At 53.1% G+C, this 19,657-nt stretch carries 25 protein-coding genes and 1 tRNA gene; 3 read left to right on the top strand and 23 right to left on the bottom strand.

The annotated features are described in order from the left end of the window. Window positions 1-14 precede the first annotated feature (14 nt). The 16 genes from WCE46_RS07460 to WCE46_RS07385 all read right to left on the bottom strand — a co-directional run bounded on the left by WCE46_RS07460 (window position 15) and on the right by WCE46_RS07385 (window position 8,377). Complete coding sequence (locus WCE46_RS07460) at window positions 15-170, bottom strand: 30S ribosomal protein S14 (RefSeq protein WP_012106085.1); 156 nt, start codon at window positions 168-170, stop codon at window positions 15-17. Beyond that, window positions 171-668, bottom strand: coding sequence for a 50S ribosomal protein L5 (locus WCE46_RS07455; protein ID WP_424733086.1), 498 nt, complete (start codon window positions 666-668; stop codon window positions 171-173). A 5-nt stretch (window positions 669-673) separates the two neighbouring features. Beyond that, window positions 674-1,399, bottom strand: coding sequence for a 30S ribosomal protein S4e (locus tag WCE46_RS07450; RefSeq protein WP_424733064.1), 726 nt, complete (start codon window positions 1,397-1,399; stop codon window positions 674-676). Continuing rightward, window positions 1,399-1,764, bottom strand: a complete 366-nt coding sequence (gene rplX, locus WCE46_RS07445; protein WP_424733063.1) for a 50S ribosomal protein L24 — start codon at window positions 1,762-1,764, stop codon at window positions 1,399-1,401. Before rplX ends, WCE46_RS07450 begins: the two co-directional genes overlap by 1 nt. 11 nt (window positions 1,765-1,775) lie before the next feature. Further along, entirely contained in the window at window positions 1,776-2,174 is a 399-nt protein-coding gene (locus WCE46_RS07440) for a 50S ribosomal protein L14 (RefSeq protein WP_422173692.1), read from the bottom strand. Further along, on the bottom strand, window positions 2,171-2,497 hold the full coding sequence (locus WCE46_RS07435; protein WP_292425848.1) for a 30S ribosomal protein S17: 327 nt from the start codon (window positions 2,495-2,497) through the stop codon (window positions 2,171-2,173). The genes WCE46_RS07440 and WCE46_RS07435 overlap by 4 nt, the downstream gene beginning before the upstream one ends. A gap of 17 nt (window positions 2,498-2,514) precedes the next feature. Continuing rightward, window positions 2,515-2,781: a ribonuclease P protein component 1 gene (locus WCE46_RS07430; RefSeq protein WP_424733062.1), complete on the bottom strand. Its 267-nt coding sequence runs from the start codon at window positions 2,779-2,781 to the stop codon at window positions 2,515-2,517. Then, a complete protein-coding gene (rpmC, locus tag WCE46_RS07425; RefSeq protein ID WP_424733061.1) occupies window positions 2,778-2,981 on the bottom strand; it encodes a 50S ribosomal protein L29 in 204 nt (67 codons plus the stop codon). The genes WCE46_RS07430 and rpmC overlap by 4 nt, the downstream gene beginning before the upstream one ends. Next, entirely contained in the window at window positions 2,982-3,677 is a 696-nt protein-coding gene (locus WCE46_RS07420; protein WP_424733060.1) for a 30S ribosomal protein S3, read from the bottom strand. After that, window positions 3,678-4,142, bottom strand: coding sequence for a 50S ribosomal protein L22 (locus tag WCE46_RS07415; RefSeq protein ID WP_424733059.1), 465 nt, complete (start codon window positions 4,140-4,142; stop codon window positions 3,678-3,680). A gap of 5 nt (window positions 4,143-4,147) precedes the next feature. Then, window positions 4,148-4,567, bottom strand: a complete 420-nt coding sequence (locus WCE46_RS07410; protein ID WP_424733058.1) for a 30S ribosomal protein S19 — start codon at window positions 4,565-4,567, stop codon at window positions 4,148-4,150. 5 nt (window positions 4,568-4,572) lie between these two features. Further along, entirely contained in the window at window positions 4,573-5,289 is a 717-nt protein-coding gene (locus WCE46_RS07405) for a 50S ribosomal protein L2 (RefSeq protein WP_424733057.1), read from the bottom strand. Between the two features lie 10 nt (window positions 5,290-5,299). Beyond that, the gene (locus WCE46_RS07400; protein ID WP_424733056.1) at window positions 5,300-5,551 is read right to left on the bottom strand and encodes a 50S ribosomal protein L23; all 252 of its coding nucleotides are present in this window, start codon (window positions 5,549-5,551) and stop codon (window positions 5,300-5,302) included. Next, entirely contained in the window at window positions 5,552-6,298 is a 747-nt protein-coding gene (gene rpl4p / locus WCE46_RS07395) for a 50S ribosomal protein L4 (RefSeq protein ID WP_424733055.1), read from the bottom strand. It lies immediately after the preceding gene. Between the two features lie 6 nt (window positions 6,299-6,304). Further along, window positions 6,305-7,318: a 50S ribosomal protein L3 gene (locus WCE46_RS07390; protein WP_424733054.1), complete on the bottom strand. Its 1,014-nt coding sequence runs from the start codon at window positions 7,316-7,318 to the stop codon at window positions 6,305-6,307. A 654-nt stretch (window positions 7,319-7,972) separates the two neighbouring features. Next, window positions 7,973-8,377, bottom strand: coding sequence for a Tfx family DNA-binding protein (locus WCE46_RS07385; RefSeq protein ID WP_424733053.1), 405 nt, complete (start codon window positions 8,375-8,377; stop codon window positions 7,973-7,975). 339 nt (window positions 8,378-8,716) lie between these two features. Between WCE46_RS07385 and WCE46_RS07380 the strand changes: the two genes are divergently transcribed. Then, window positions 8,717-9,559, top strand: a complete 843-nt coding sequence (locus WCE46_RS07380) for a F420-dependent methylenetetrahydromethanopterin dehydrogenase (RefSeq protein ID WP_424733052.1) — start codon at window positions 8,717-8,719, stop codon at window positions 9,557-9,559. A 55-nt stretch (window positions 9,560-9,614) separates the two neighbouring features. Here the strand turns inward: WCE46_RS07380 and WCE46_RS07375 are convergent, their stop codons facing one another. Together WCE46_RS07375 and WCE46_RS07370 are read right to left on the bottom strand one after the other, a co-directional pair. Next, window positions 9,615-10,547 carry a galactose-1-phosphate uridylyltransferase gene (locus WCE46_RS07375; RefSeq protein ID WP_424733051.1) on the bottom strand — a complete coding sequence of 311 codons (933 nt, stop codon included), beginning with the start codon at window positions 10,545-10,547 and terminating at the stop codon, window positions 9,615-9,617. 205 nt (window positions 10,548-10,752) lie between these two features. After that, window positions 10,753-11,739 (bottom strand): 5,10-methylenetetrahydromethanopterin reductase, encoded by a 987-nt coding sequence (locus WCE46_RS07370; RefSeq protein WP_424733050.1) that lies wholly within the window; start codon window positions 11,737-11,739, stop codon window positions 10,753-10,755. A gap of 359 nt (window positions 11,740-12,098) precedes the next feature. Here WCE46_RS07370 and WCE46_RS07365 point away from each other — a divergent pair, with 359 nt between their 5' ends. Further along, a complete protein-coding gene (locus WCE46_RS07365; protein WP_424733049.1) occupies window positions 12,099-14,471 on the top strand; it encodes a hypothetical protein in 2,373 nt (790 codons plus the stop codon). On the opposite strand, the gene WCE46_RS07360 is transcribed toward WCE46_RS07365, so the two are convergent. Both WCE46_RS07360 and WCE46_RS07355 read right to left on the bottom strand, forming a co-directional pair. Beyond that, the gene (locus WCE46_RS07360) at window positions 14,461-15,414 is read right to left on the bottom strand and encodes a DUF128 domain-containing protein (RefSeq protein WP_424733048.1); all 954 of its coding nucleotides are present in this window, start codon (window positions 15,412-15,414) and stop codon (window positions 14,461-14,463) included. The two genes, WCE46_RS07365 and WCE46_RS07360, sit on opposite strands and share 11 nt — an antisense overlap. After that, the gene (locus WCE46_RS07355) at window positions 15,411-15,854 is read right to left on the bottom strand and encodes a dCTP deaminase (RefSeq protein WP_424733047.1); all 444 of its coding nucleotides are present in this window, start codon (window positions 15,852-15,854) and stop codon (window positions 15,411-15,413) included. Before WCE46_RS07355 ends, WCE46_RS07360 begins: the two co-directional genes overlap by 4 nt. Window positions 15,855-15,913: 59 nt before the next feature. On the opposite strand from WCE46_RS07355, the gene WCE46_RS07350 reads away from it, so the two are divergent. Next, window positions 15,914-15,985: transfer RNA gene (locus WCE46_RS07350), tRNA-Arg, on the top strand. Between the two features lie 96 nt (window positions 15,986-16,081). Here WCE46_RS07350 and WCE46_RS07345 read toward each other — a convergent pair. The 3 genes from WCE46_RS07345 to WCE46_RS07335 all read right to left on the bottom strand — a co-directional run. Continuing rightward, window positions 16,082-17,440 carry a carboxypeptidase-like regulatory domain-containing protein gene (locus tag WCE46_RS07345; RefSeq protein WP_424733046.1) on the bottom strand — a complete coding sequence of 453 codons (1,359 nt, stop codon included), beginning with the start codon at window positions 17,438-17,440 and terminating at the stop codon, window positions 16,082-16,084. 89 nt (window positions 17,441-17,529) lie between these two features. Continuing rightward, the gene (locus WCE46_RS07340) at window positions 17,530-19,056 is read right to left on the bottom strand and encodes an AMP phosphorylase (protein ID WP_424733045.1); all 1,527 of its coding nucleotides are present in this window, start codon (window positions 19,054-19,056) and stop codon (window positions 17,530-17,532) included. A 370-nt stretch (window positions 19,057-19,426) separates the two neighbouring features. Then, on the bottom strand, window positions 19,427-19,657 hold a 231-nt coding region (locus WCE46_RS07335), incomplete at its 5' end, for a PGF-CTERM sorting domain-containing protein (RefSeq protein ID WP_424733044.1).

The raw sequence follows: 19,657 nt of genomic DNA, 5'->3' as shown, positions 1-19,657 counted from the left end.
TGTGCAGTCACTCCTCAGTTCATCTTCTTAAAGCCCATTTTCTGTGCCCATTCACGGAAGCACTGCCTGCAGAACATGATGTGGTACCGGCGTACAAGTCCCTGCTTGCGTCCGCACATCTTGCACTCGTTTGCACCGCGACCGTAGATCTTCTTTCTTTCGCCACCCATTTAGCGCACCTCCACCGAGTATGCTTCTTTGAGGAATGCAACTGCATCCACCTTTTTCACGCGCTGTTTTTCGGGAAGCTTCTTCTTCTGCATTTTCCTGCGGGTGATCCTGATGCCGTTCCTCTCGAGCACAACATTTACATCCATCCCGAAAATCCCGATCTGTGGATCGTATGACATTCCGGGAAAGTCCGTGTGCTCTTCAATGCCGAACGAGAAGTTCCCGCTCTTGTCAAACTGGCTCTCAAAGATCGTCTTATTGACGATGGTCAAAGCGGTCTTAATAAAGTCTTCCGCAGATTTCCCACGAAGCGTGACCTTGCACCCGATCGGGGCGCCTTTTCTGATATTAAACGCCGGCTGCGTCATCTTTGCAACGCTGCGGATCGGGGTCTGCTTGGTGATCGTCTTCATGATATTCTCGGCCTTGACGAGCTTTTCACCACTCTCGCCAACACCCATGTGGACAACGACCTTATCGATGTGGATATCTCGCATTGCGGTCACTGTTCAATCCCCCGGCCTGCTTTTGAAACGGTCTCTTTTCCGATCATGTAGATGTAGGGGGCAATAGTATCGAACCGCTCCTTGGTCTTCTCGTCTTCAAGGATGACTTTGTTGGGGACACTGCCCGGGGTTTTGATGATCTCGACGATTCGCGCCACCTTGCCGGAGTGTTTACCACCGATGATTGTCGCCATGTTACCGACGGCAAACGGGTAGTGCTCAAGGATCTTGAACCGGTCCTCAGGTTTGAGGGAGATAACCACAGAGTCGTTTGACTTGTAGGAGTTATCAGCGAGGATGTTTGCCCCGTACCTGAGGTTTAACTGGACTTTACCATCGCGGACGGTAGTCTTGTTCTGGATCTTGCAGAGCCTTGTCTGGGCTGATTCAGCGTCGATCTCCACCGTCTTGTGCCGGCCTTTGAGATCCCGGAGAATCCGGTAATACTTACCGATACGGGGAAGAGAGATAACATCGAAAATACCGATGCCCATCTTGGGATCCCTGCAGGGTCTGCCGTTGATGACAACATCCTGCTGCTTGAGGATCTGCTTGACTTCCTTCATGGTGCGGGCAAGGCCCTGCTGGTCCCGGAGCCAGACTGCTACCGGCATGGCATTTGCATTGTGCGGGCCGGGCGCAGTCTTTGCGACAAATGTCGTGGTCTTCTTGGTGATGTGCCACGAGTCTGGCGCGTTGAGCCTTTTCAGATGATCTGACATTATTCCTTCTCCCCCAGTTTTTCGACGCGGCGCTTGTCATCGAGCTTGAGTTTGGTGATCTCCACCTTGGATGCATCGACCGGGCGCGGGACTTCGGTGCCGTCAACCTTGGTTGACGAAACGCCGTGGACAATGATCTTCACGTTACGGGTGTCGATGCCGTCAACGAGTCCTTCCTCGCCGACATGATCGCCACGGGTGACCTTAACGGTATCGCCCTTGATTACGCGGATCGTCTTCTTTGCATATTTTTCCTTGAGCGCTGCCGAAAGCGGCGCGTTGAGGAACTTTGACTTCATGTGCGAAGGTGCGTCGTACCGCGCCTTTCTCTGTTTGCGTGGTTGTGAACTTTCAATTCTTACCATGATTCGCCACCTCACACAATGATCGTCGCCATGGAGCCGAGTTTCGGGTACCGCTCTGCCACTTCACGGGCGACCGGTCCCTTAATTTCAGTTCCTTTTGGCTCGTTCTTCTCATCCACAACAACAACAGCGTTATCGTCAAAGGAGACGCGGATGCCATTGGGGCGGCGCATTTCCTTCTTCTGGCGAATGACAACCGCCCGGACGAGCTTTTTGCGCATGTCCGGGGTGCCCTTCTGGACACTCGCCGTGCAGATATCTCCCAAGCCCAGTTTGGGCTGGCGGCGCCTTACACCATGGTAGCCAAAGACAGAGATAATCTGAACTGTCCTAGCACCGGTATTATCGGCACATGCAAGCCTCGTTCCCGTCGCAAGAGCCCGTGGGATCTTGGACTGCTTTGCCTTCATGGCTGCTGCACCTCGACAACAACGTATGTCGTGCTCTTTGACAACGGTCTGCACTCAGCAATCTTCACGAGATCCCCCACCTTTGCCTGAATGCAGGGTGGGTTGTGAGCGTGAAGTTTGGAGATGCGCTTTTCGTACCGGTTGAACTTCCGGACGTAGTGCAGGTAATCCCGGGCAACTACGACCGTTCCCATCATTTTGTCGCTCACGACTTTACCGGTGATCACCTGGCCGCGTACCGGTAAAGTGCCGTGGAAGGGACAATTAACGTCCTTGCACTCCTGTTTGGGGGCCTGAACGTTCAATCCAATGTTTTGTGCCATTATGGTATCCTCTTTTTTTATGCTCGCTTGAGCCTCTTTTCTGGAGCCAGTATCAGTGCGGACCCATGAATCTCAACAAGGGTATTGTCAGGCAGACAGAGCCGGAAGGTGCTCCCAAGTTTTGGGATCTTCTTTATTCCGGTGTGCGCCTGTATGACAACAAGATTCCTTGTCTCATCGATGATGCGTCCGCTTACTTCCCGGTGAAACGGGTTTGCAGCTCCAGATACCAGAACGTCAAGGCCGATCAGTTCATGCCTTATCACGTTCTGGCAGGAGATCATACGCGGCTCCTGCGGGTCTTCTCGGTCATCAGGCGGGCAATGGTGCGACGGAGCTCCCGGATATGTCCGGGATTCTCAGTTGCGCCACCGGCACTGACTTTTCCGTAGTGCTGGACAAGCTCCATCCGGAGTTTTGTCAACTGTTCCTGCAGTTCGACATCAGTGAGCTGCTGGACATCGTGCGCCCGTAAGATTGCCATTTACTGCACCTCTTCATCGGTCGTCTCATCGGGAAGGGCCGGCTCTTCGGTGTCAATGTCGCCAATTGCAGTGACGGTGACCTTAGGGACTACCGGCTTCTTCTGTTCGATGATCGCAAAGTGGTCGGGCATCTTCGCATCTGCGGGAACAATCTTGACCTGAACACCGATCACGCCGAGTTTCTTGATTGCGATGGCGTAACCTTTCTCGACGATATTGATGCTCGGCTCACCGCAGTGCTTGATGTAACCTTCGGTAAACTTCTGGGTACGGGCACGTGCACCGGTTAACTTACCGGCGATAATGACCTCACATCCCAGCGCACCGGATTCCATGACCCGCCTCATGATGCTCGATCCGGCCTTACGGAAGTACCAGCCTCGCTCAAGGGCGTTTGCCAGCCGTTCCGCCATGATCTGGGCGTTGAAACTGGGGTTCTGGACCTGCTGTACCTCGATCTGCGGAGACTCGACCCCGTAGTTCTGGGCAAGATCCTGGGTCAGCTGGTGGACGAGTTTCCCACCTTTGCCGATCACAATCCCCGGCTTTTCTGCAAAGATGGTGACCTGGGTTCCAAGAGGCGTACGTGCGATGTCCATCCCGCCGAATCCTGCGCGCTTGAGTTCCTTTGTCAGGTACTTCTCGACACGGACCTTGCGGACACCTTCTGAAATGAATTTTCTTTCAACGGCCATTTATGCCACCTCACGAACCACGATCTCGATGTTGACGGTCTCGCGAGCTTTGGGGGATGCCCTTCCCATTGCCCGGGGGAAGAATGCCTTCTGGGCGCGCCCGCGGTTTGCCGAGACATGGATAATCTCCAGGTTCTCGGTGTCAAGACCGATGTATTCCGCGTTCTTTTTTATTGATTCGAGGATCCTGATGTAGGCCTTGGAAGCCTTTACCGGATACCTGCCCGCATCCCAGTTACCGGGGAGGCCGCGCTTGTGCGCAACATTCCGGTTAAAGTGCCGGAACGGGATGGCTTTCTTGAGCTCAACCACGTCAGCAAGGTAACTGAGTGCTTTATTGACGCGCTGGTGCCGGATGAATCCGGCGATCTCGATCGCGTGTTTGGGAGAGACGGAAAGCTCGTTTGCTTTGCCTCTGGCGATGTTGTCGCCTTCAACCTTCTTTGAGTATGCAATGCGTGCCATTTCCATCACTTCAGCGGTACGTACTTACTGCCCCTCGTTGCACCGATACCGGCGGAACCGTGGGAGACCTTCTTTCTGGTGAGTGCAAATTCTCCAAGATAATGGAAGACGGACTCGGGCTGGAACTCGACTTTCGTGAATTCCTTGCCGTTGTAGATCTCGATGCTCTTCCCAATCATCTCGGGCATGACAATCATGTCACGCACATGGGTCCTGACTTTCTCGTCCCCGCCCCGGATCTTTGCAAGCAACGTCTCTTCGCCGCGGTTAAGCCCGCGGTTGAATTTGCGTCGTGCACGGGCTGGCATCAGGGGAATGAGTTCGCTTAACCCCATCGCTTTGAGCTCGTCGATCTTGTACCCGCGATAGGTGAACTCCTCACGCCGTCTGGGCATTCTCTTCTGTGTCTTTTTTGGTGCTGCCATACCCTTCACTTCCTGCTCTTACCTGTCCTGCGTGCAGCCACAGATCCAACAGTCCTTCCCGGAGATGTTCCGCGCGCAATCGTCTTTGGCCGTCCTGTGTGCTGGTGGCCACCGCCACCGAACGGGTGGTCGATGACGTTCATTGCGACACCACGGACACGTGGCCAGTTCGACGCGGTGTTCGCCATCTTGTGGTACTTGTTACCGGCTTTTACAAACGGCTTATCAACACGCCCGCCACCGGCAACGATACCAATGGTCGCTCTGCAGCGTGCGTTAAACCATTTCGTCTTTCCGCTTGGCATCCTGACGCCGACGCGGTCTTCAATCTTGTCGACAACAACGGCCTGAACCCCGCTTGCGCGGACAAACTTACCGCCATCGTTCGGGCGTGACTCGATGTTGCAGATGTAGGACCCGGTCGGGATGCTCTGGAGCGGGAGCGTGTTCCCGTTCTTGACCTCGACATCGGTCCCCCAAGATACGACCTCGCCGATACCGATACCCTCGGTTACCAGCATGTAGATCTTGGATTTATCTTCGAGCTGCACAAGAGCAATCGGGGCATTTCTCGCCGGATCGTGTTCAATATCGATGATCGAGCCGGTGATCTTTGTCGTTCCGTCCCCGACATGCTTCAGTTCAGCCTTGTACCGGTGGGATGGGGCGCGATAGGTCGGGCCTCCCCTGCCCCGGTTCTGTGTTGTAATTCGATGTCCCATGTTCCCCACCTTACATAATGCCAAGCCGGCTCAGGATTTCCTCGGCGGCTTTCTCGTTCTCGAAACTCACAACGGCTTTCTTTTCACCATGCATGGTCATGAGCGTGTAGACGCGTTTTACCTTCTGGTCGAACGCTTTCTCGATGTCGCGCTTGATGTCCTGCTTGGTGGCCCTGTTATCGACAAGGAACTGGAGTTTGCTCTCGTTCTCCAGAAGCACCATGGCCTTTTCTGTGACAAACGGGTGTTTCAGGGTAGACATTTACTTTCCCTCCAGGCGTATGAGTGCGCTTTCAGTCCAGACGGTCAGACGTCCCGCCTGCATACCGGGAGCGAGATGCTCGACATTGAGCTGGTCAATGGTCACAACGTCAACACCGGCAAGGTTGCGTGCGGCACGAAACTCGGGGCCCGAAGTAACAATGAGCAGGCTCTTTCTCTGCCTGTACTTGCGGCCACGAAGTTTTCCCCTTCCTGCACGGATTTTGCGGCTGTCTTTTGCACGCTCGACATCGCTGTACACTCCAATGCTGGTCAGTGCAGAGATTACGTCCTGCGTGCGTCCAAGGGTCTCAAACTTATCCTCAAAGATCAGCGGAACCGCACCGTCAAAGGTGTGTCCCCTGCTGCTGAGGAGATCGGCACGGATACTTGCGGCAACCGCAGACCGGAACGCTTTCTGTTTCTCTTTCTGGTTGATCTCTTTTATCAGCACCTTTGCGGTGACCGGTGGGTGTGCCTCACGGCCGCCTTTTGCCTGCGGGACCTTTGCAGCACGTGAACCGTTCTTGAGACGGGGTACATGCGATGCACCACGACCGCTTCCCCAGCCCACTGCTGATGAGCAGATGCCGGCAAACGGGTAAGAGCCGTGCGGCTGACGTCTGACGCTCTGGAGTGCCATGACCGCTTTCTTGATCAGATCTGGGCGGTACTCTTCGGAAAACATGGCTGGGAGTTCAATGTCCTTTGCCACTCCGCCTTCAATTGTTTTAACCTGCGCTTTCATCTCTGATCACCCCTGCTTGCTCTGGACGCTCACAAACTGGATCGCGGGCGACCGTACAACGTGTTCACCCTGGCGGATTGCCGGGCGGATACGGATAAGTCTCTTTGCCGGGCCCGGGATGGACCCCTTGATGACAACGTATGCATTCCGGAGCACACCGTAGTTAAGGAATCCGCCTGCTGGTGTGATCTCGGCACCGTTCTCACCGATCTTTAAGATGCGTTTGTTAAACTCGGTACGCTGCTGGAAACCCATCTGGCCGCTCTGCGGGACCTGCCACCGTACATGGTGGGGGTTCCAGGGTCCGAGTGTACCAACATGACGCTCTTTCCCACCGACAGAGTGTTTCCTCTTTCTGAGAGCTACACCCCAGCGCTTGGCGGGTCCCTGCGTGCCTTTACCGATGGTGATTGCCGTGATATCGGCATACGCACCGGACTCGAGCACATTGGTGAGCCGGATCTCTTTTCCGAGCAACCCAAGGGCAAACTCGTACTGTTTTGAGCTGTCCCCGCCGGAGATCTTAATCTCCATGAGGTCGGGTACCTTTTTTGGCACACCGGTTATGGTTGCAGGCTGGGTGTACGCGACTGCGTAGATCTCTGCCACCTGATTTGCGGCAAGGGCATCAGCGAATTTCTTTTTTGCTGCTGCACTGTCGTAGTTCTTGGGCTCGGTCACCCTGCGGAGGAGCTGGGCGTCCAGTGGTTCTGCCCAGATCTCCGTAAACGCATGTTTGCCGTAGGTATCCTGCGAGTATGCCCGGATGGCGGCAACTTTCATGGTCGGGATCTCGATAATGGTAACCGGAACCATGATCTCCTTGCCCTCTGTCGGGCTGTCCTTGTGGTCATCAACCATGAGAACATGCGTCATCCCCACTTTGTAGCCTGCAAAGCCAAGCAATGCGGGTGCGCCCGTGTGCTGTGGCCAGGACTTGTATTTAGGTATGGGGCTCTGTGCACGTTTTCGTGGGCTGAATGCCAGTGAGCCTCGGCGTGGTCTGTTTATCTTTGGCATGTGTCAATCAATCCTTTACATTCGTGTTTTTGATTTTTTGCTGGACACGAACTCTTCTAGATGAATCCGAGACTGAAGTGATATCACTTGCCTGTCTGGTAAGCCAACACGCGATCCGGCATCACAACGCAGGATAAACAACACCCCGCATTTTGCGGATATTATCTATCCTGCCTGTGTGGTGGTTGCCTTGGAAACCGGCTGGCATGGATGGTTACATCCTGCCACCCGGTAACATTCCGGCGTTTTCTTTTTCTCGCGAAAGAAGACCCTGACATTGACGCATCCCCGGTTTTTAATGAGGGGAACAGGCTCGTTATGAAAACGTCCACCTTTACGTCACGGTCAGATCCAACTCTGTCAGCCCGTTGTGAAGAATCACAACTCCTTCTCGGGATCCTCCGCATGGACGCGGAGGTCACCAATCGGGGAAATACCCACGGCAGCATCATTCCCTGTGTCTAGTCCGGGATTGATTCCGCCGGTGCCACACGTATCCTGTGAATATATGTAGCAGGGATACCCCCACATCGGCTTCCTTAAATATTGATTAAAAAAGCATATATATTTATGCCAGCGTTCCGGGCATCACGTACCGATCCCACGACAATGGATCATTTTTGAAGGATCAGAATCTCATCGCCATTCTGTAGATTATCCAAAATAAATCTCTCCTTCATCAGTAATATAGATCTGTACCTCATCGCAGATGCACCTGGCCTTGTATGACTGCGGCCGGGCTTCCCTGAGCCTGTTGATGAGCGAGATCGTATCGTATTTCACCTTGATCTTGGCTTTTTCTGCCTCGGCAAAGATCATGCCCGGGACTTCGAACAGGTCTGTTCCGGGATGAATGGTACAGAGATGCGTGGCATCGAGGGTATACAAAAATTCGAGTGTCTCTTTTGCACGCCGTATGTTTTCCATTGCAGATTTTTCAATCGTGCAGACATTAGCTTTTGAAGTATTGATGATGTCTGCGATCTGCTGCTGGGTCATTCCCTGTTTTCGGTACCGAAGGACTTCTCTTTGCCGGTCGGTGAGCAGACCATCTTTCATACTATCCATTCCATCACATTGATTTAAACACTTTTCGTTAACATCCTGCCTCCTGCAAGGATCAACGGGAAAATTGATGCCGGATTGTTGCTCTCAACGGATCGCGACTGGCCAAGAACATAATGTTACAGATCTGTGGGATGGCGATCCAGAGGCAATCCCAGAGTTTCTCATTTATCCCTGTGAATTCCGGCACGCACCGGCTTTCAGGCCGAACATGGAAATACAGCAGATAAAAACAAAGAATCGAACATCCGACGTAAAAAATGATTTCAAAATCTTTATAAGAATACCGGGTCATAATAACGTGTTATAAAACAAAATAGAGGTGAAATTTCAATGGTTGTTAAAGTAGGCGTAGCCAAGTTAGGCAATATTGCAAGTGGTGTAATGGCAGAACTGCTTCTCGATGAGAGAGCAGACCGTGAGGACATGCAGACATTCATGGCGACCAGCGGTACAAAACTCGAGCCGGCAGATGTCGACCGTGTAGTTTCCAACCTGAAGGCATACAAGCCGGACTTCTGTATTGTAGTCTCCCCAAACGGAGTTCTCCCCGGCCCGACCGGTGCCCGCGAGCAGCTCGCAGCAGCAGGTATCCCGACTATCATCATCACCGATGATGTAACCACGAAGAAGGAGTGGGAAGGCGTCAAGGCTGACACCAAGTTCGGCTATATCATCATGAAGGCAGACTCCATGATTGGTGCACGCCGCGAATTCCTCGACCCCGTCGAGATGGCCGACTACAACGGTAACCTCGTCAAAGTCCTTGCACTCACCGGTGCATTCCGGAAACTCCAGATCGCACTCGACAAAGTCATCGACCAGGTCAAGGCAGGCAAGAAGGGCACAGAAATTGAGCTCCCCAAGATCATCATGACCACTGACAAGGCGGTCGACGGCGAGTTCACCAACCCCTACGCCCTTGCAAAGGCACGTGCTGCCCACGAGATCGCCATGGCTGTTGCAGGCCAGAACGTCAAAGGCTGCTTCATGACCAAGGAATGGGAGAAGTACATCCCGATCGTTGCAAGCGCTCACGAGATGATGAGAGTCGCAGCAGACCTCTGTGATCAGGCACGCGAACTCGAGAAAGCAGGTGACAGCATCCTGCGCCAGCCCCATAAGAAGGATGGCATGCTCGTCCGCAAGAACAAACTCGTTGCAAAATTCGAGTAAATTTTTTTTATCTTTTTTCTTCTTTTTTATAACACATTGCAATTATTGACCGGCATCACCGGTCTTCGTTCCGGTAGTAGCGGCCGAGATCCTCAGGAAGGGTCAGGATAATGGGTTCGTTGTGGAGACGCTCCATGAACGCCGAGTCACTCGTGGATAACGGGTTCGGGTTGATCCGGGAGACGAGCGAACAGAATGCAGAAAAGTTCTTCGATTTTTCCCTGCCAAAAAAGATTGCCATGTTGAACGCATATGTGCCCAGTTTCTTATAGAGAGAGATGACTTCGAGGATCCCTTCAGCCAGTGAATCAATATAGTTCTCCACTTCATCAAGCCGGGCGACCGGGAGGAGCCCCCGCACCTCGCGCTCTCCCACCGGTACCGCGTGGGCAGACCAGAGGATCTCGTCACCAAAGAGGTACCGGTCCGATGATCGCTCCTGCTCCCGCACGACATCCCAGTACCGGTTACCGGTCTTGGCATGGTACTCTTTGCCGGCGGACAGGTACCGCTCAGTTATCCACGATGGACGCTGATCGGCGATACCCTGCATATGGGGGTGGACGATGCTTGCCCCGGCAGAAGGAAGATAATTCCAGTTGATACTGGGATACCCATCGGACAGCAGGAGTGATTCGGCCTGCGCCTGGAGGGCATCGATAATCTGCTGCTTTGTGAACGCCGGTACGGTATGATCACGGGTGATCACCGTTACGGTGTGCCACTCCGCAAACGGGAACATGTTGGGAAACGTGACACTTTCGCCTCTGATAATACGGTTCCCGTCAGGAAATGTCGGGGTGATCGAAAAAATATTCTCCCGACAGAAGGGGCAGCTTTCCGAGGTGTCAGGTATCTTCAGGGTCTGATCGATATGTCGCTTGAGCCGCTCCGGACTGATCCGGCACCGCAGACCGGTCAGACACTCCTCCCGGTATTGTAATGTTCCCCGCCCGGTTGCAACGTCAGTTACGGTAAACAGGTCCATTATACTAAATGGAGTACTTCTTTTGGACCAGATAGTCATTTGCAATTTCCCTTATGGTAACAGGATAGTCCTGTATACAGGAGCTCGCATGCCAAGTAGTCAAAGACGACAAAGACGAAAAAGAAAAAAAGATTTTTACTATCTGCCACGGTTCCCAAATGGGAACCTTTTCGGCGGTATTTAAAAGCAGATGATTTGGATCTGCTTATACGACATACTTGCCGAGCAGGCGGATAGATGTGGTCATGTCGGGACCGAGTGGTGAACCGAAGATGATCTGGGTAACGCCGGCCTTTGTAAGGTCTTCGCACTTTGCCTTGACCATTTCAGGGGTACCTGCAATGGTGAATGCATCGATCTCCTTGTCGCCTACAAGTTCTCCAACGGTCTTGAAGTCGAACTTGCCGAGTGCATCCTTGATCTTTGCCACGTTGTGGAGGTCAAGACCGTGGCGGGTGAGCAGTGCTTCCGGAGAGCCGGCTGCAATGAATGCGGCTACAATCTTTGCCGCATTGCGTGCCTTCTTCTCGCTCCGGTCAATCGACATGGCGGTGTATGCACCGACATCGAAGGTCTTCTTGCCAGCTGCATCGGATGCCTTCTTGATGATGGGGATAGCGATCTGGAAGTCCTTGGGGTTGGATGCGTTGATCAATGCACCGTCGCCGACCTTTCCGGCGAGCTCAAGAACCTTGGGGCCCTGTGCACCGATGTAGACCGGGATACCCTTCTTGCCGGGGAGCGTGACACCGGTCAGCTTTGCACCATCGTAGTCGAAGAATTGCATGCCAGACTTGTTCACCTGTTCACCGGCAACGAGTTTCCGGAACTGGACAACTGCCTCTTCGAGGCGGGCCACCGGCTTCTCGGCATGAATAGCAATCTTTGGCAGGGTGGAAAGGTCGCCGGGACCGATACCGAGCACTGCACGCCCATCCGAGATTTCATTGAGGGTGCACATGAATGAGGCCATGGCGGCCGGCGTGTCGGTAAATGAGTTCATGATACCCGGTCCCATTTTCAGGGTAGTGGTTGCCTGTGCTACTGCGGCAAGGACGGGATAGCAGTGACGGTTGTTATAGTGGTTCGTGATCCACGCGAAGTCAATATCTTTTGACTCAGCAAGTTTGCAGAAGTTTACAACTTGCTTTACATTGACATTTCCTGGTACAAATTCAATTCCATATGTCAAGGCTTGTTCACCTCATGGAGTATTACCGTACACGCATTTAAATAAATTATCATTTAAATCTGGGCGCATGAGCCATACGGCACGGATTCGCGCCCGATATTCCGTATTTGAGATCCGTGATCCGAAAAAATGAGGCAAATCCGGGAAAAACGCAGGAAGAAACAATCATTCAAACCATGATTTCGGGTTTATCGGCATCCCCGGTGGGAGACCAGATATATTTTTTACAGGAGATACCATCAGGAGTAACAGATACACATTTTTTAGAGAGTATATCCTATAAGATATTGAACATCAGAGAAGAACATTTACTCTGTTACAGGCGGGATACCCCACCGGGTTCCCTAAAGGAGATCTCCATGAGGATACTTGCGATTGGCTTGGGAGGCGCTGGCTGCCGGATTGCCAATGCCCTCTATGCCAATGACCGGAGAAGCAGTAAGGTAACATGTGTTCAGGCGCTGGCTGTCGATGTGGACAGTGAAACCCTGACACAGCTGCGGGCACTCCCGGAGCAGGCAAAAATTGGATTTATGGCTGAACCGGATCTTTCCCGGAATGGAGCGGATACACCCCTGCCTGCAAATATTGACATCGGGGAAATTACCGCCCGCATTCAGAACATGCTGGGAGGTGAAACCGATGCAATCCTGATCTGCTGCGGACTTGGGGGCAGCATGACCGACGTTGTGCCACATGTCATCGCTGCACTCAGATCTTCCGTTGCCGCACCGATCTTCGGTCTGGTCACGCTGCCTGCATTATCCGAAGGAGAGAAACGTTCGGCAAAATCGGCAGACGATATCGAAAACATTGCCCCGCTGCTTGACGGAACCATCCTGTTTGACAATGAAACCTGGTCAAAAAAGATCGCTGCCCGGCGAGATGCGCTGCTTGCAGAGGAGTCAGGGGGACAGGGGATATTTGGTTTTGGCAAGAACCAGCCAAAACTATCTGCACAGGACATCACGTATAAACTCCTCAATCAGAGCATAATCCGGAGGATCAGCCTTATCCTGCGGGCAGGGGAGTTCCGGGCAGACGGCGGTATCGATCTCGCCGAAGTCGTAATGGATTCAAGCGAAGTGCTCAATACCTTAAAAGGGATGGGGTTCATCTCGATTGGATATGCAGTAGAGCACCTGCATCAGACCCCACTCGCATTTCTCTCACGGCTGCGCCCGGCCGATGCCACCCTGGAGCAGAGAAAAAGTGCTGAACGGATCATCGAACTTGCCAAACAGGCCATTTACCAAGAGGTGTCCATACCCTGTGACATGACTAGTGCCGCGAAGGCGTTAATCCTCGTAGCAGGCCCGTCCCATGAGATTTCGATGAAGGGTGTCATGACCGTCCGTAAATGGATTGATCGCAGCATCGCAGGTATGGAGATGCGATCTGGGGATTACCCGGTCACCAACTCGGAATACGTTGCCATTATCATCGTGCTGAGCGGTCTTGAGAACATCCCCCGCCTTACCGAACTTGAGGATATCCGTGCGCAGTACCGGTCCGGCAACTCGTGGGAGGGGTCGTCTTCCTTCAACCTCCCGCGAGGTAAAGGCTCCCGAAAAGCCGGTGCGGTGTCGGAGATCGCAACAGTACGGCGTGGATCGGAATTCAGAGATGAGATGATCAGTCTCCCGGGGACGAAGTCAAAACAGAGAAGTTCCGATCAGTACCTTGCAGAGAAGACTCCACAACACCAGGATGCATCAGGAAAACCTGTTCAGGTGTTCCCATCAGTTGTTCCTGCAGGATCACAACCACGGGTAACCCGGGAACCAGTTCCTGAAGAAAAGGCACCTGCAGCCGGTACGCAGGCACCCGCTTTTGAGCACCCGTCATTACCGCCGGAATCTGCCATGACGCAGAGAGCAGTGCGGATAAGACCTTCAGGTCCTGCAATTACAGAGACACCAGTACAGCAACACCCGATCACCACGGGATGGGCTGAAGGAGCATCCCGTAGGCCATCACTCACAGAACCACCCGCAGTCTCCCCTCCTCAAAGAGCTGCACAACAACCGGTGAAGAAATCACTCGAATCAGGGTATGAAGGGATTCTCCCCTTAAAACATACTCCGGCAAAAAGTAGAGATCCGGCTCATCAACGAATTGAGCGGGAGCTGCAGAGACAACAGGTGATGGTAAAATCTGATAGCATGCAGGACCGGGAAACCAGGAGAACCCGGGTACAGCCTCAAAGTCCCGCACAAACAGAAACAAAAACCATCATCCGGAGAGTGGCACAAAAAACACCGGCACGCGAGGCGGTGCTTCCTGCTGAACCACAGTCCACACCCGCCCCTGCACAGATTGAGAGAACGATCATCAGGAGACGAAAGAAGGAAATGGAAAACGATGCGGTGTGGGCACATGAAGAGCCCGATGACCAGTCCGGCCCTGCTCACCAGGAGGAACTCGAACTCGCCGCAGAAACGGATGATTTTATTCCGGTACATCTTCCGGAAGAGACACCTCTCGGCATTAAGGATCGGTTAAAACCGGCGCGGGACGACATCTTTCTCGGAAAGTCCGTTTCACAGAAAGAGCCATTACGGGTAAAAGATGCAGCACTGCTCCATACGGAGATAAAAACAAAAAAAGGCAGTCTCACCCAAGAGGGAGATGAGCATGACGGAGAAACCGTAAGCAGCCCCGTACCTTCAAAAAAGAAGACCGGGAAATCGTCACTGCAGGATGACAAGATTTCCTGGATCAACGATTGATATCCGCCACTTTGGAGAAAGGAATGTTCCCGGCACCGATCTCCGTGCGGATAACAATTCCCTGTTCAACACAGTTGCCGATATGGTTGAGACCGCTATAGGAAACAATCGAGAGCCGGTAGGGATTGTCCGGCAGGTTGAATACCTGGTTGCCCATCGTGACCGGGAAGATAAAACCGCACTTGTTCATCCGCTGGATCGTTTCCTCCACTTCGTTTCTGGCAGAGCTCGGGACTTCCCGGACATTTGCCAGAGCGATACCGGTTTTTGTCCGGGCAAACGCATTGATCGACGTCAGACCGGATGAGATGAAGAGTTCAAGCGGATCGATAGTGGTTCCCCGGTATCCGATCAGGTCACGGAACCGCCGGGGTACGTTCTCCTCGATCTCAAGCCTCCCCCCGTAGGCCATCTTTACCGGGATGCCATTCCTCTGGAAAACACCGTCCATGGTGATACTGCACAGGGTGATAACTCCGATACAGTCCTGAGGCACGCGGGGGTCGTGATCGAGAATCCGGTAGGAGTTAAAAAACCCGCACCCGGCGTTTATGACTTCATCGAATGCCCCGAGTGCCCGGTCCAGGATTTCCGTGGGAACGATGGAGAGGTTGTATGCTACATCCCCCGTACCTGTTTCCGGGTCGAAGGTGCTTCGATATGCGAGCCGTTCGAGTTTGGAGATGATAAATCCAATCCGGTCATCGACAAGGGCGTTATCAGTCTCAAGAAAACCAGCAGGTGTCAGGATCCGGCCCCGGTTGCCGATCTTCTCGGTAAATCCCATAGAGTCCAGATAACTGAGGTAATACTGCACGGCCCGGTCGCTTAAGACAAAACCCCGTTCTGCCATCAGTTCCGAGAGCCGCTTTGCGCCCACCGGTTCACGGTGCTCCTTTAAGATACGCAGAATCTCGATATACTTGCGTTCGGTCCGTATCATGTTCTTTTTGCCTCCACGGCCCCGAGACTGTCCTGGTACCGCCCGTTATACCGTTCGCTCCCATTCCTTACCTCGTGGAGGATCATCTGGACAACACGATCAGACTGATGAAGATTGATATCATCAGATCCCATGTTTGTCAGGCAGAGGGTCAGCTGACCGCGGAATCCCGGGTCGACAAAACCTGCACCCATAAGAACTCCCCTCCGGCCAAACGATGACCGACAGCGGAGTGTCCCGGCAACATCAGGAGGTAACTCAACCCATTCCATACTTGGCACGAGTGTACATGTGCCCCGGGCCAGACATATATCATCCGCGGCACGAAGATCATAGGAAGCGGGTTGCTGGCATTCCGTGGCATAGGGATTGATAACCAGTTTTTCCTGTTCACACACTGTGTGAAGCCGGCGGGCAATCTCCTGCGCAGACAGAATCATTCATTAGTTTATCGGTAGAGAATACTTAATATCTTTTGATAGAGAAACGATGGAGAAAAGGATCCATGGGGTAGAGGACATCCTCTTGGGCTTCGAACCCAAGGACGCGGGTTCGATTCCCGCTGGGTCCGCTGTTTTAATGTAGGGACCACTCTGTGAGGTAGAGTACGTAATAGTGTCCCTTTAAAAAAAAAGATTTTTGTTGCAATCCCAAAAAAGAGGGGAAGTTAAATTTCGTTCCGCTTCATCGAGTGGTGACGGCCCCTGCGCCCGACCAACCGTATTAAAGCATACAGGAACAGTATAACGATTATTCCGATCCCAATAAGGGTCAAAAATCCCCAGTCCATATTCTTTTCAAGGGTGATGGTGAGGGGGGTTGTGGTATTGCCGAGCGGGACCTCCTGCTGGACTGATTTGACACGGTAACCGTCTTGGGTCACGGTGATATTGTAGGGGGTGTTAAAGGTAAGCTGCGTGTCCAGCTGACCGTGCGAATCGGTGGTCCCTGCAACAGCCCCGTTAAGAAGAACGGTGGCACCAGCGATGTTTTTCTGGTCGGTATCCTGGACAAAGAGGGTCTGGCTCACCGTAGCAAGAGATAACACAGCAGTGAATTCACTGGAATCATTGGTGATGTCAATCTGCTGGGTCACCGGAGTATACCCCGTCTTTGTCACTACAACGGTATAACTCCCAGCCACAAGGCTCTGGAGCATGGCACGACCATACGGGTTGGTGCTGGCCACCACGGTATTGTTGACAGAGACAGCTGCTCCGTTGATCGGCTGGTTCTGCGGATCGTACACAAAGATAAAAGCGCCAACCGGTACCGGGATCAGACTGATCGCGTCGACAGCTTCGTTCGTGCTGATGGTTTTTGACTGGGTTACCATCTGGTAGCCGGTCTTTTGCACTTCAATGGTAACAGGAGTGTTACGGCTTATCGGGGCAATCAGAACGCCACGTGAATCGGTCGTCCCCAGCAGCACCGAATCGACACTGACGCTTGCACCGGCTATTGCGGCCTGGCTGTTCTTGTCCTTGACGACAAAGGAGTACTGGTTACCGGATAGAAGCCAGTACTGGACGTCCTGATCCGTGGCGTCGACTTCAATCGTCTCGCTGCGGGGCTGGTAGTTCGGTGCCGTGATATTGAGGGAATAGTAAGTATAGGAGGTTACCCCGAACGATGCTGCACCCGTTGCATCCGAAGTCTTGGTCTGGGTAGAATTGGCGGACGTTAAATATAATGTTGCCCCGGATACCGCATTCAGCGTGTTTGAATCAAAGAGTGCCACGTTCAGGACAAGGGTTCTCCGGTTCATGGTAACAGAAAGCGATGTGACATTGCCGCTTACGGTATTTGCCCAGTCATCATAGCCATCCATGGAGATACGGAGATTGAGATCCCCCTGGCCGGACTGGAGAAGGAACTGGCCGGCATTATTGGTCATGCCGACATTGGCCCCGCTCAGGTACACGGTCGCATGAGGAATGGTTGTGTTGTCAAGACTGTCCTGCACCGTAATCAGCAGGTTCGTCGCCTGTGCTGCGCTGCAGAACGCGATAAGACACAGCAGCACAAAAAGGAAACGAATGCGATGGTTATACATAGTAAAATATCCCCCTCTGCTCATATTTTATCCCATCGGTTCGGCTATCCTTTTCATTTTTAAAGTTCCGACAGGGCAGGAACCCGGTCAAGGAGCATCCCTTCGACGATCACCGGCATGAGATGACGCCCCTCCTCAAGGGCTTTCTGAAGACGCCAGTCCCGTTCTGCATAGATCGTAAAGAGCGGTTCGCCGGCCTTGATAAGTTTTCCCTTCTTTGCATGGAGCAGGATCCCTGCACCCCGGTCATGGGGCGCCCCGGCCATACGTGCAAGCGTGATCAGGGACTGGTTATTCATTTCGATGACATACCCTGATGAAGGGGAATTGATAACATACTGGTGTTCACCAGGCTGGATATCATCCGATTTAACCTTCGGATCACCACCCTGGATCTCAATGATCTGCCGGAATTTCTCGAGGGCTTTTCCTGATGAGAGAATTTCCTGTGCCATGAGAGCACCGGTTCCCCGTGCAGCTTTTCCGGACATCTCAAGAGCGATACCGGCAAGCGAAATACTTTTCTGGATAAACGAGTTTGGTTCGGTTGCACCCTCAAGCACGTGAAGTGCCTCTTTGACTTCAAGATTCGGGCCGATACTGTGCCCCACCGGGATATCCCCATAGGTCAGGGCACACTCGACTTTCATGCCGAGACGCTCACCGAGTTCGATAAACTCGCGGGCAAGTTTCCTGCCTTCCTGCATGGTCGCTACCTTGGTATGGTTGCCCACCGGGATGTCGATGACTACGAGGTTCGCCCCGACGGCAAACTTCTTTGCCATAACGCTCGCGAGCATCTGGCCCCGGGCATCTATCTTGAACGGGTATTCCTGGAGGATGATACGGTCGTCTGCCGGCGCGATATTGGTGGCGCCGCCCCAGACGATTGTGCCCCCCACCTTCTCGGTCATCTCCTGCACTTCATGGGCCGAGAACTCGACGTTTGCGAGCACTTCCATGAGATCGGCGGTCCCCCCGGCCCCGGTGATGGCACGGGAACTTGTCTTGGGGATCTTAAGGCCACTTGCAGCGATGATGGGAACAACCAGAAGGGAGATCTTGTTACCCGGGACACCCCCAATAGAGTGCTTGTCGACAATGGGGCGCGATGCAAATTTTATCTGTTCACCGGTTTCGACCATGGCACGGGTGAGGTGTTCCACCTCGTCCATATCAAGGGGGTTGATATATGAAGCGGTGATAAATGCGGTCAGCTCTGCGGCTGATATTTCGTCGTTAACTACATCCTTGATGATGATCAGGGTCTCATCTTTTGAAAGCCTGCCCCCGTCCATCTTTTTCTTGATAAAGTCGAGCGATAACGGCCGGTCGGCCTCCCGTATTTCCGCCACCTCACCCTCGGCAAGGTTCAACCGCTCGTTGGTGATCCGGTAAACGCCGGCGGCACCCTGCCCTTCAAGGGTGGCAGTCGTCGCCACAACTGCGGTGACTGCCACACCGTTTTTCGGATTGATGACCTGAACCCGGTCGCCGTCCATAACGCCAATACTCCGAGCGTCGAGACGGTTGAGCAAAACACCGCGTCGTGTTGCAATATCGAGGATTTTTACGATAAGTTTCATACAGACTCGCCACGCATCAGGATATCCCCCTGCACGAGGGTTTGATCCCTTTGTACAGGAACATTGGAGGGTTCATCATAAAAAATCGTCCCGGGGACGGGTCCAGAGAACTGCGAAAAAACTGTTTCAGGAGAGATCACGATAAAAATAATGTTTGCCACGTTTTTGGGGAGGGGATTCACAATTTATCCATGAACAAACCCTGTTGAAACCTTCAGGGTTCTGGGGTGAAAATCGGGATTCATACTGGGATCTCCAGAGATCTTGGCACCCCACCGGTTAAAATTAGATCTAATGCAGTCCCTGCTACAGGTATGAAACCTGAAGTGATTAATCAGACAATCAAAAAAAGAAAAATTTAGATTTTAGTTCAGTGCCTGCGCACGACAAGGAGCGCAACTGCACCGAGGCCGATCAGGGCAACCAGTGCACCAAACCCGGGCTGTGTCGGGGTCTTGGTGGGCGTGGCTACGGTGGTCGGCGGAACGGTGGTTGGCATCATAGTCGGTGCTGCAGTTGTAACGTTTGCAACAGCGGTTGGGGTTGCAGTCGGGGCAGATGCCTCGAGAACGTTGAACAGTGCAGTACCGGTTGCGTCCTG

The organism is Methanoregula sp. (genome assembly GCF_049690535.1).
Lineage (GTDB): Archaea > Halobacteriota > Methanomicrobia > Methanomicrobiales > Methanospirillaceae > Methanoregula.
Note: the sequence above shows the minus strand (reverse complement) of the source record. Positions and strands in the feature narration are given on the sequence as shown.

Excerpts from the sequence above, each read along its gene's own strand:
- WCE46_RS07440 (WP_422173692.1), bottom strand. The coding sequence starts at position 2,174 with ATGAAGGCAAAGCAGTCCAAGATCCCACGGGCTCTTGCGACGGGAACG.
- WCE46_RS07430 (WP_424733062.1), bottom strand. The coding sequence starts at position 2,781 with ATGATCTCCTGCCAGAACGTGATAAGGCATGAACTGATCGGCCTTGAC.
- rplX (WP_424733063.1), bottom strand. The coding sequence starts at position 1,764 with ATGGTAAGAATTGAAAGTTCACAACCACGCAAACAGAGAAAGGCGCGG.
- rpmC (WP_424733061.1), bottom strand. The coding sequence starts at position 2,981 with ATGGCAATCTTACGGGCGCACGATGTCCAGCAGCTCACTGATGTCGAA.
- WCE46_RS07380 (WP_424733052.1), top strand. The coding sequence starts at position 8,717 with ATGGTTGTTAAAGTAGGCGTAGCCAAGTTAGGCAATATTGCAAGTGGT.
- WCE46_RS07455 (WP_424733086.1), bottom strand. The coding sequence starts at position 668 with ATGCGAGATATCCACATCGATAAGGTCGTTGTCCACATGGGTGTTGGC.
- WCE46_RS07340 (WP_424733045.1), bottom strand. The coding sequence starts at position 19,056 with ATGAAACTTATCGTAAAAATCCTCGATATTGCAACACGACGCGGTGTT.
- WCE46_RS07420 (WP_424733060.1), bottom strand. The coding sequence starts at position 3,677 with ATGGCCGTTGAAAGAAAATTCATTTCAGAAGGTGTCCGCAAGGTCCGT.
- WCE46_RS07385 (WP_424733053.1), bottom strand. The coding sequence starts at position 8,377 with ATGAAAGATGGTCTGCTCACCGACCGGCAAAGAGAAGTCCTTCGGTAC.
- WCE46_RS07460 (WP_012106085.1), bottom strand. The coding sequence starts at position 170 with ATGGGTGGCGAAAGAAAGAAGATCTACGGTCGCGGTGCAAACGAGTGC.
- WCE46_RS07365 (WP_424733049.1), top strand. The coding sequence starts at position 12,099 with ATGAGGATACTTGCGATTGGCTTGGGAGGCGCTGGCTGCCGGATTGCC.
- WCE46_RS07355 (WP_424733047.1), bottom strand. The coding sequence starts at position 15,854 with ATGATTCTGTCTGCGCAGGAGATTGCCCGCCGGCTTCACACAGTGTGT.
- WCE46_RS07400 (WP_424733056.1), bottom strand. The coding sequence starts at position 5,551 with ATGTCTACCCTGAAACACCCGTTTGTCACAGAAAAGGCCATGGTGCTT.
- WCE46_RS07390 (WP_424733054.1), bottom strand. The coding sequence starts at position 7,318 with ATGCCAAAGATAAACAGACCACGCCGAGGCTCACTGGCATTCAGCCCA.
- WCE46_RS07360 (WP_424733048.1), bottom strand. The coding sequence starts at position 15,414 with ATGATACGGACCGAACGCAAGTATATCGAGATTCTGCGTATCTTAAAG.
- WCE46_RS07405 (WP_424733057.1), bottom strand. The coding sequence starts at position 5,289 with ATGGGACATCGAATTACAACACAGAACCGGGGCAGGGGAGGCCCGACC.
- WCE46_RS07415 (WP_424733059.1), bottom strand. The coding sequence starts at position 4,142 with ATGGCACGCATTGCATACTCAAAGAAGGTTGAAGGCGACAACATCGCC.
- WCE46_RS07435 (WP_292425848.1), bottom strand. The coding sequence starts at position 2,497 with ATGGCACAAAACATTGGATTGAACGTTCAGGCCCCCAAACAGGAGTGC.
- WCE46_RS07410 (WP_424733058.1), bottom strand. The coding sequence starts at position 4,567 with ATGGCAGCACCAAAAAAGACACAGAAGAGAATGCCCAGACGGCGTGAG.
- WCE46_RS07375 (WP_424733051.1), bottom strand. The coding sequence starts at position 10,547 with ATGGACCTGTTTACCGTAACTGACGTTGCAACCGGGCGGGGAACATTA.
- WCE46_RS07450 (WP_424733064.1), bottom strand. The coding sequence starts at position 1,399 with ATGTCAGATCATCTGAAAAGGCTCAACGCGCCAGACTCGTGGCACATC.
- rpl4p (WP_424733055.1), bottom strand. The coding sequence starts at position 6,298 with ATGAAAGCGCAGGTTAAAACAATTGAAGGCGGAGTGGCAAAGGACATT.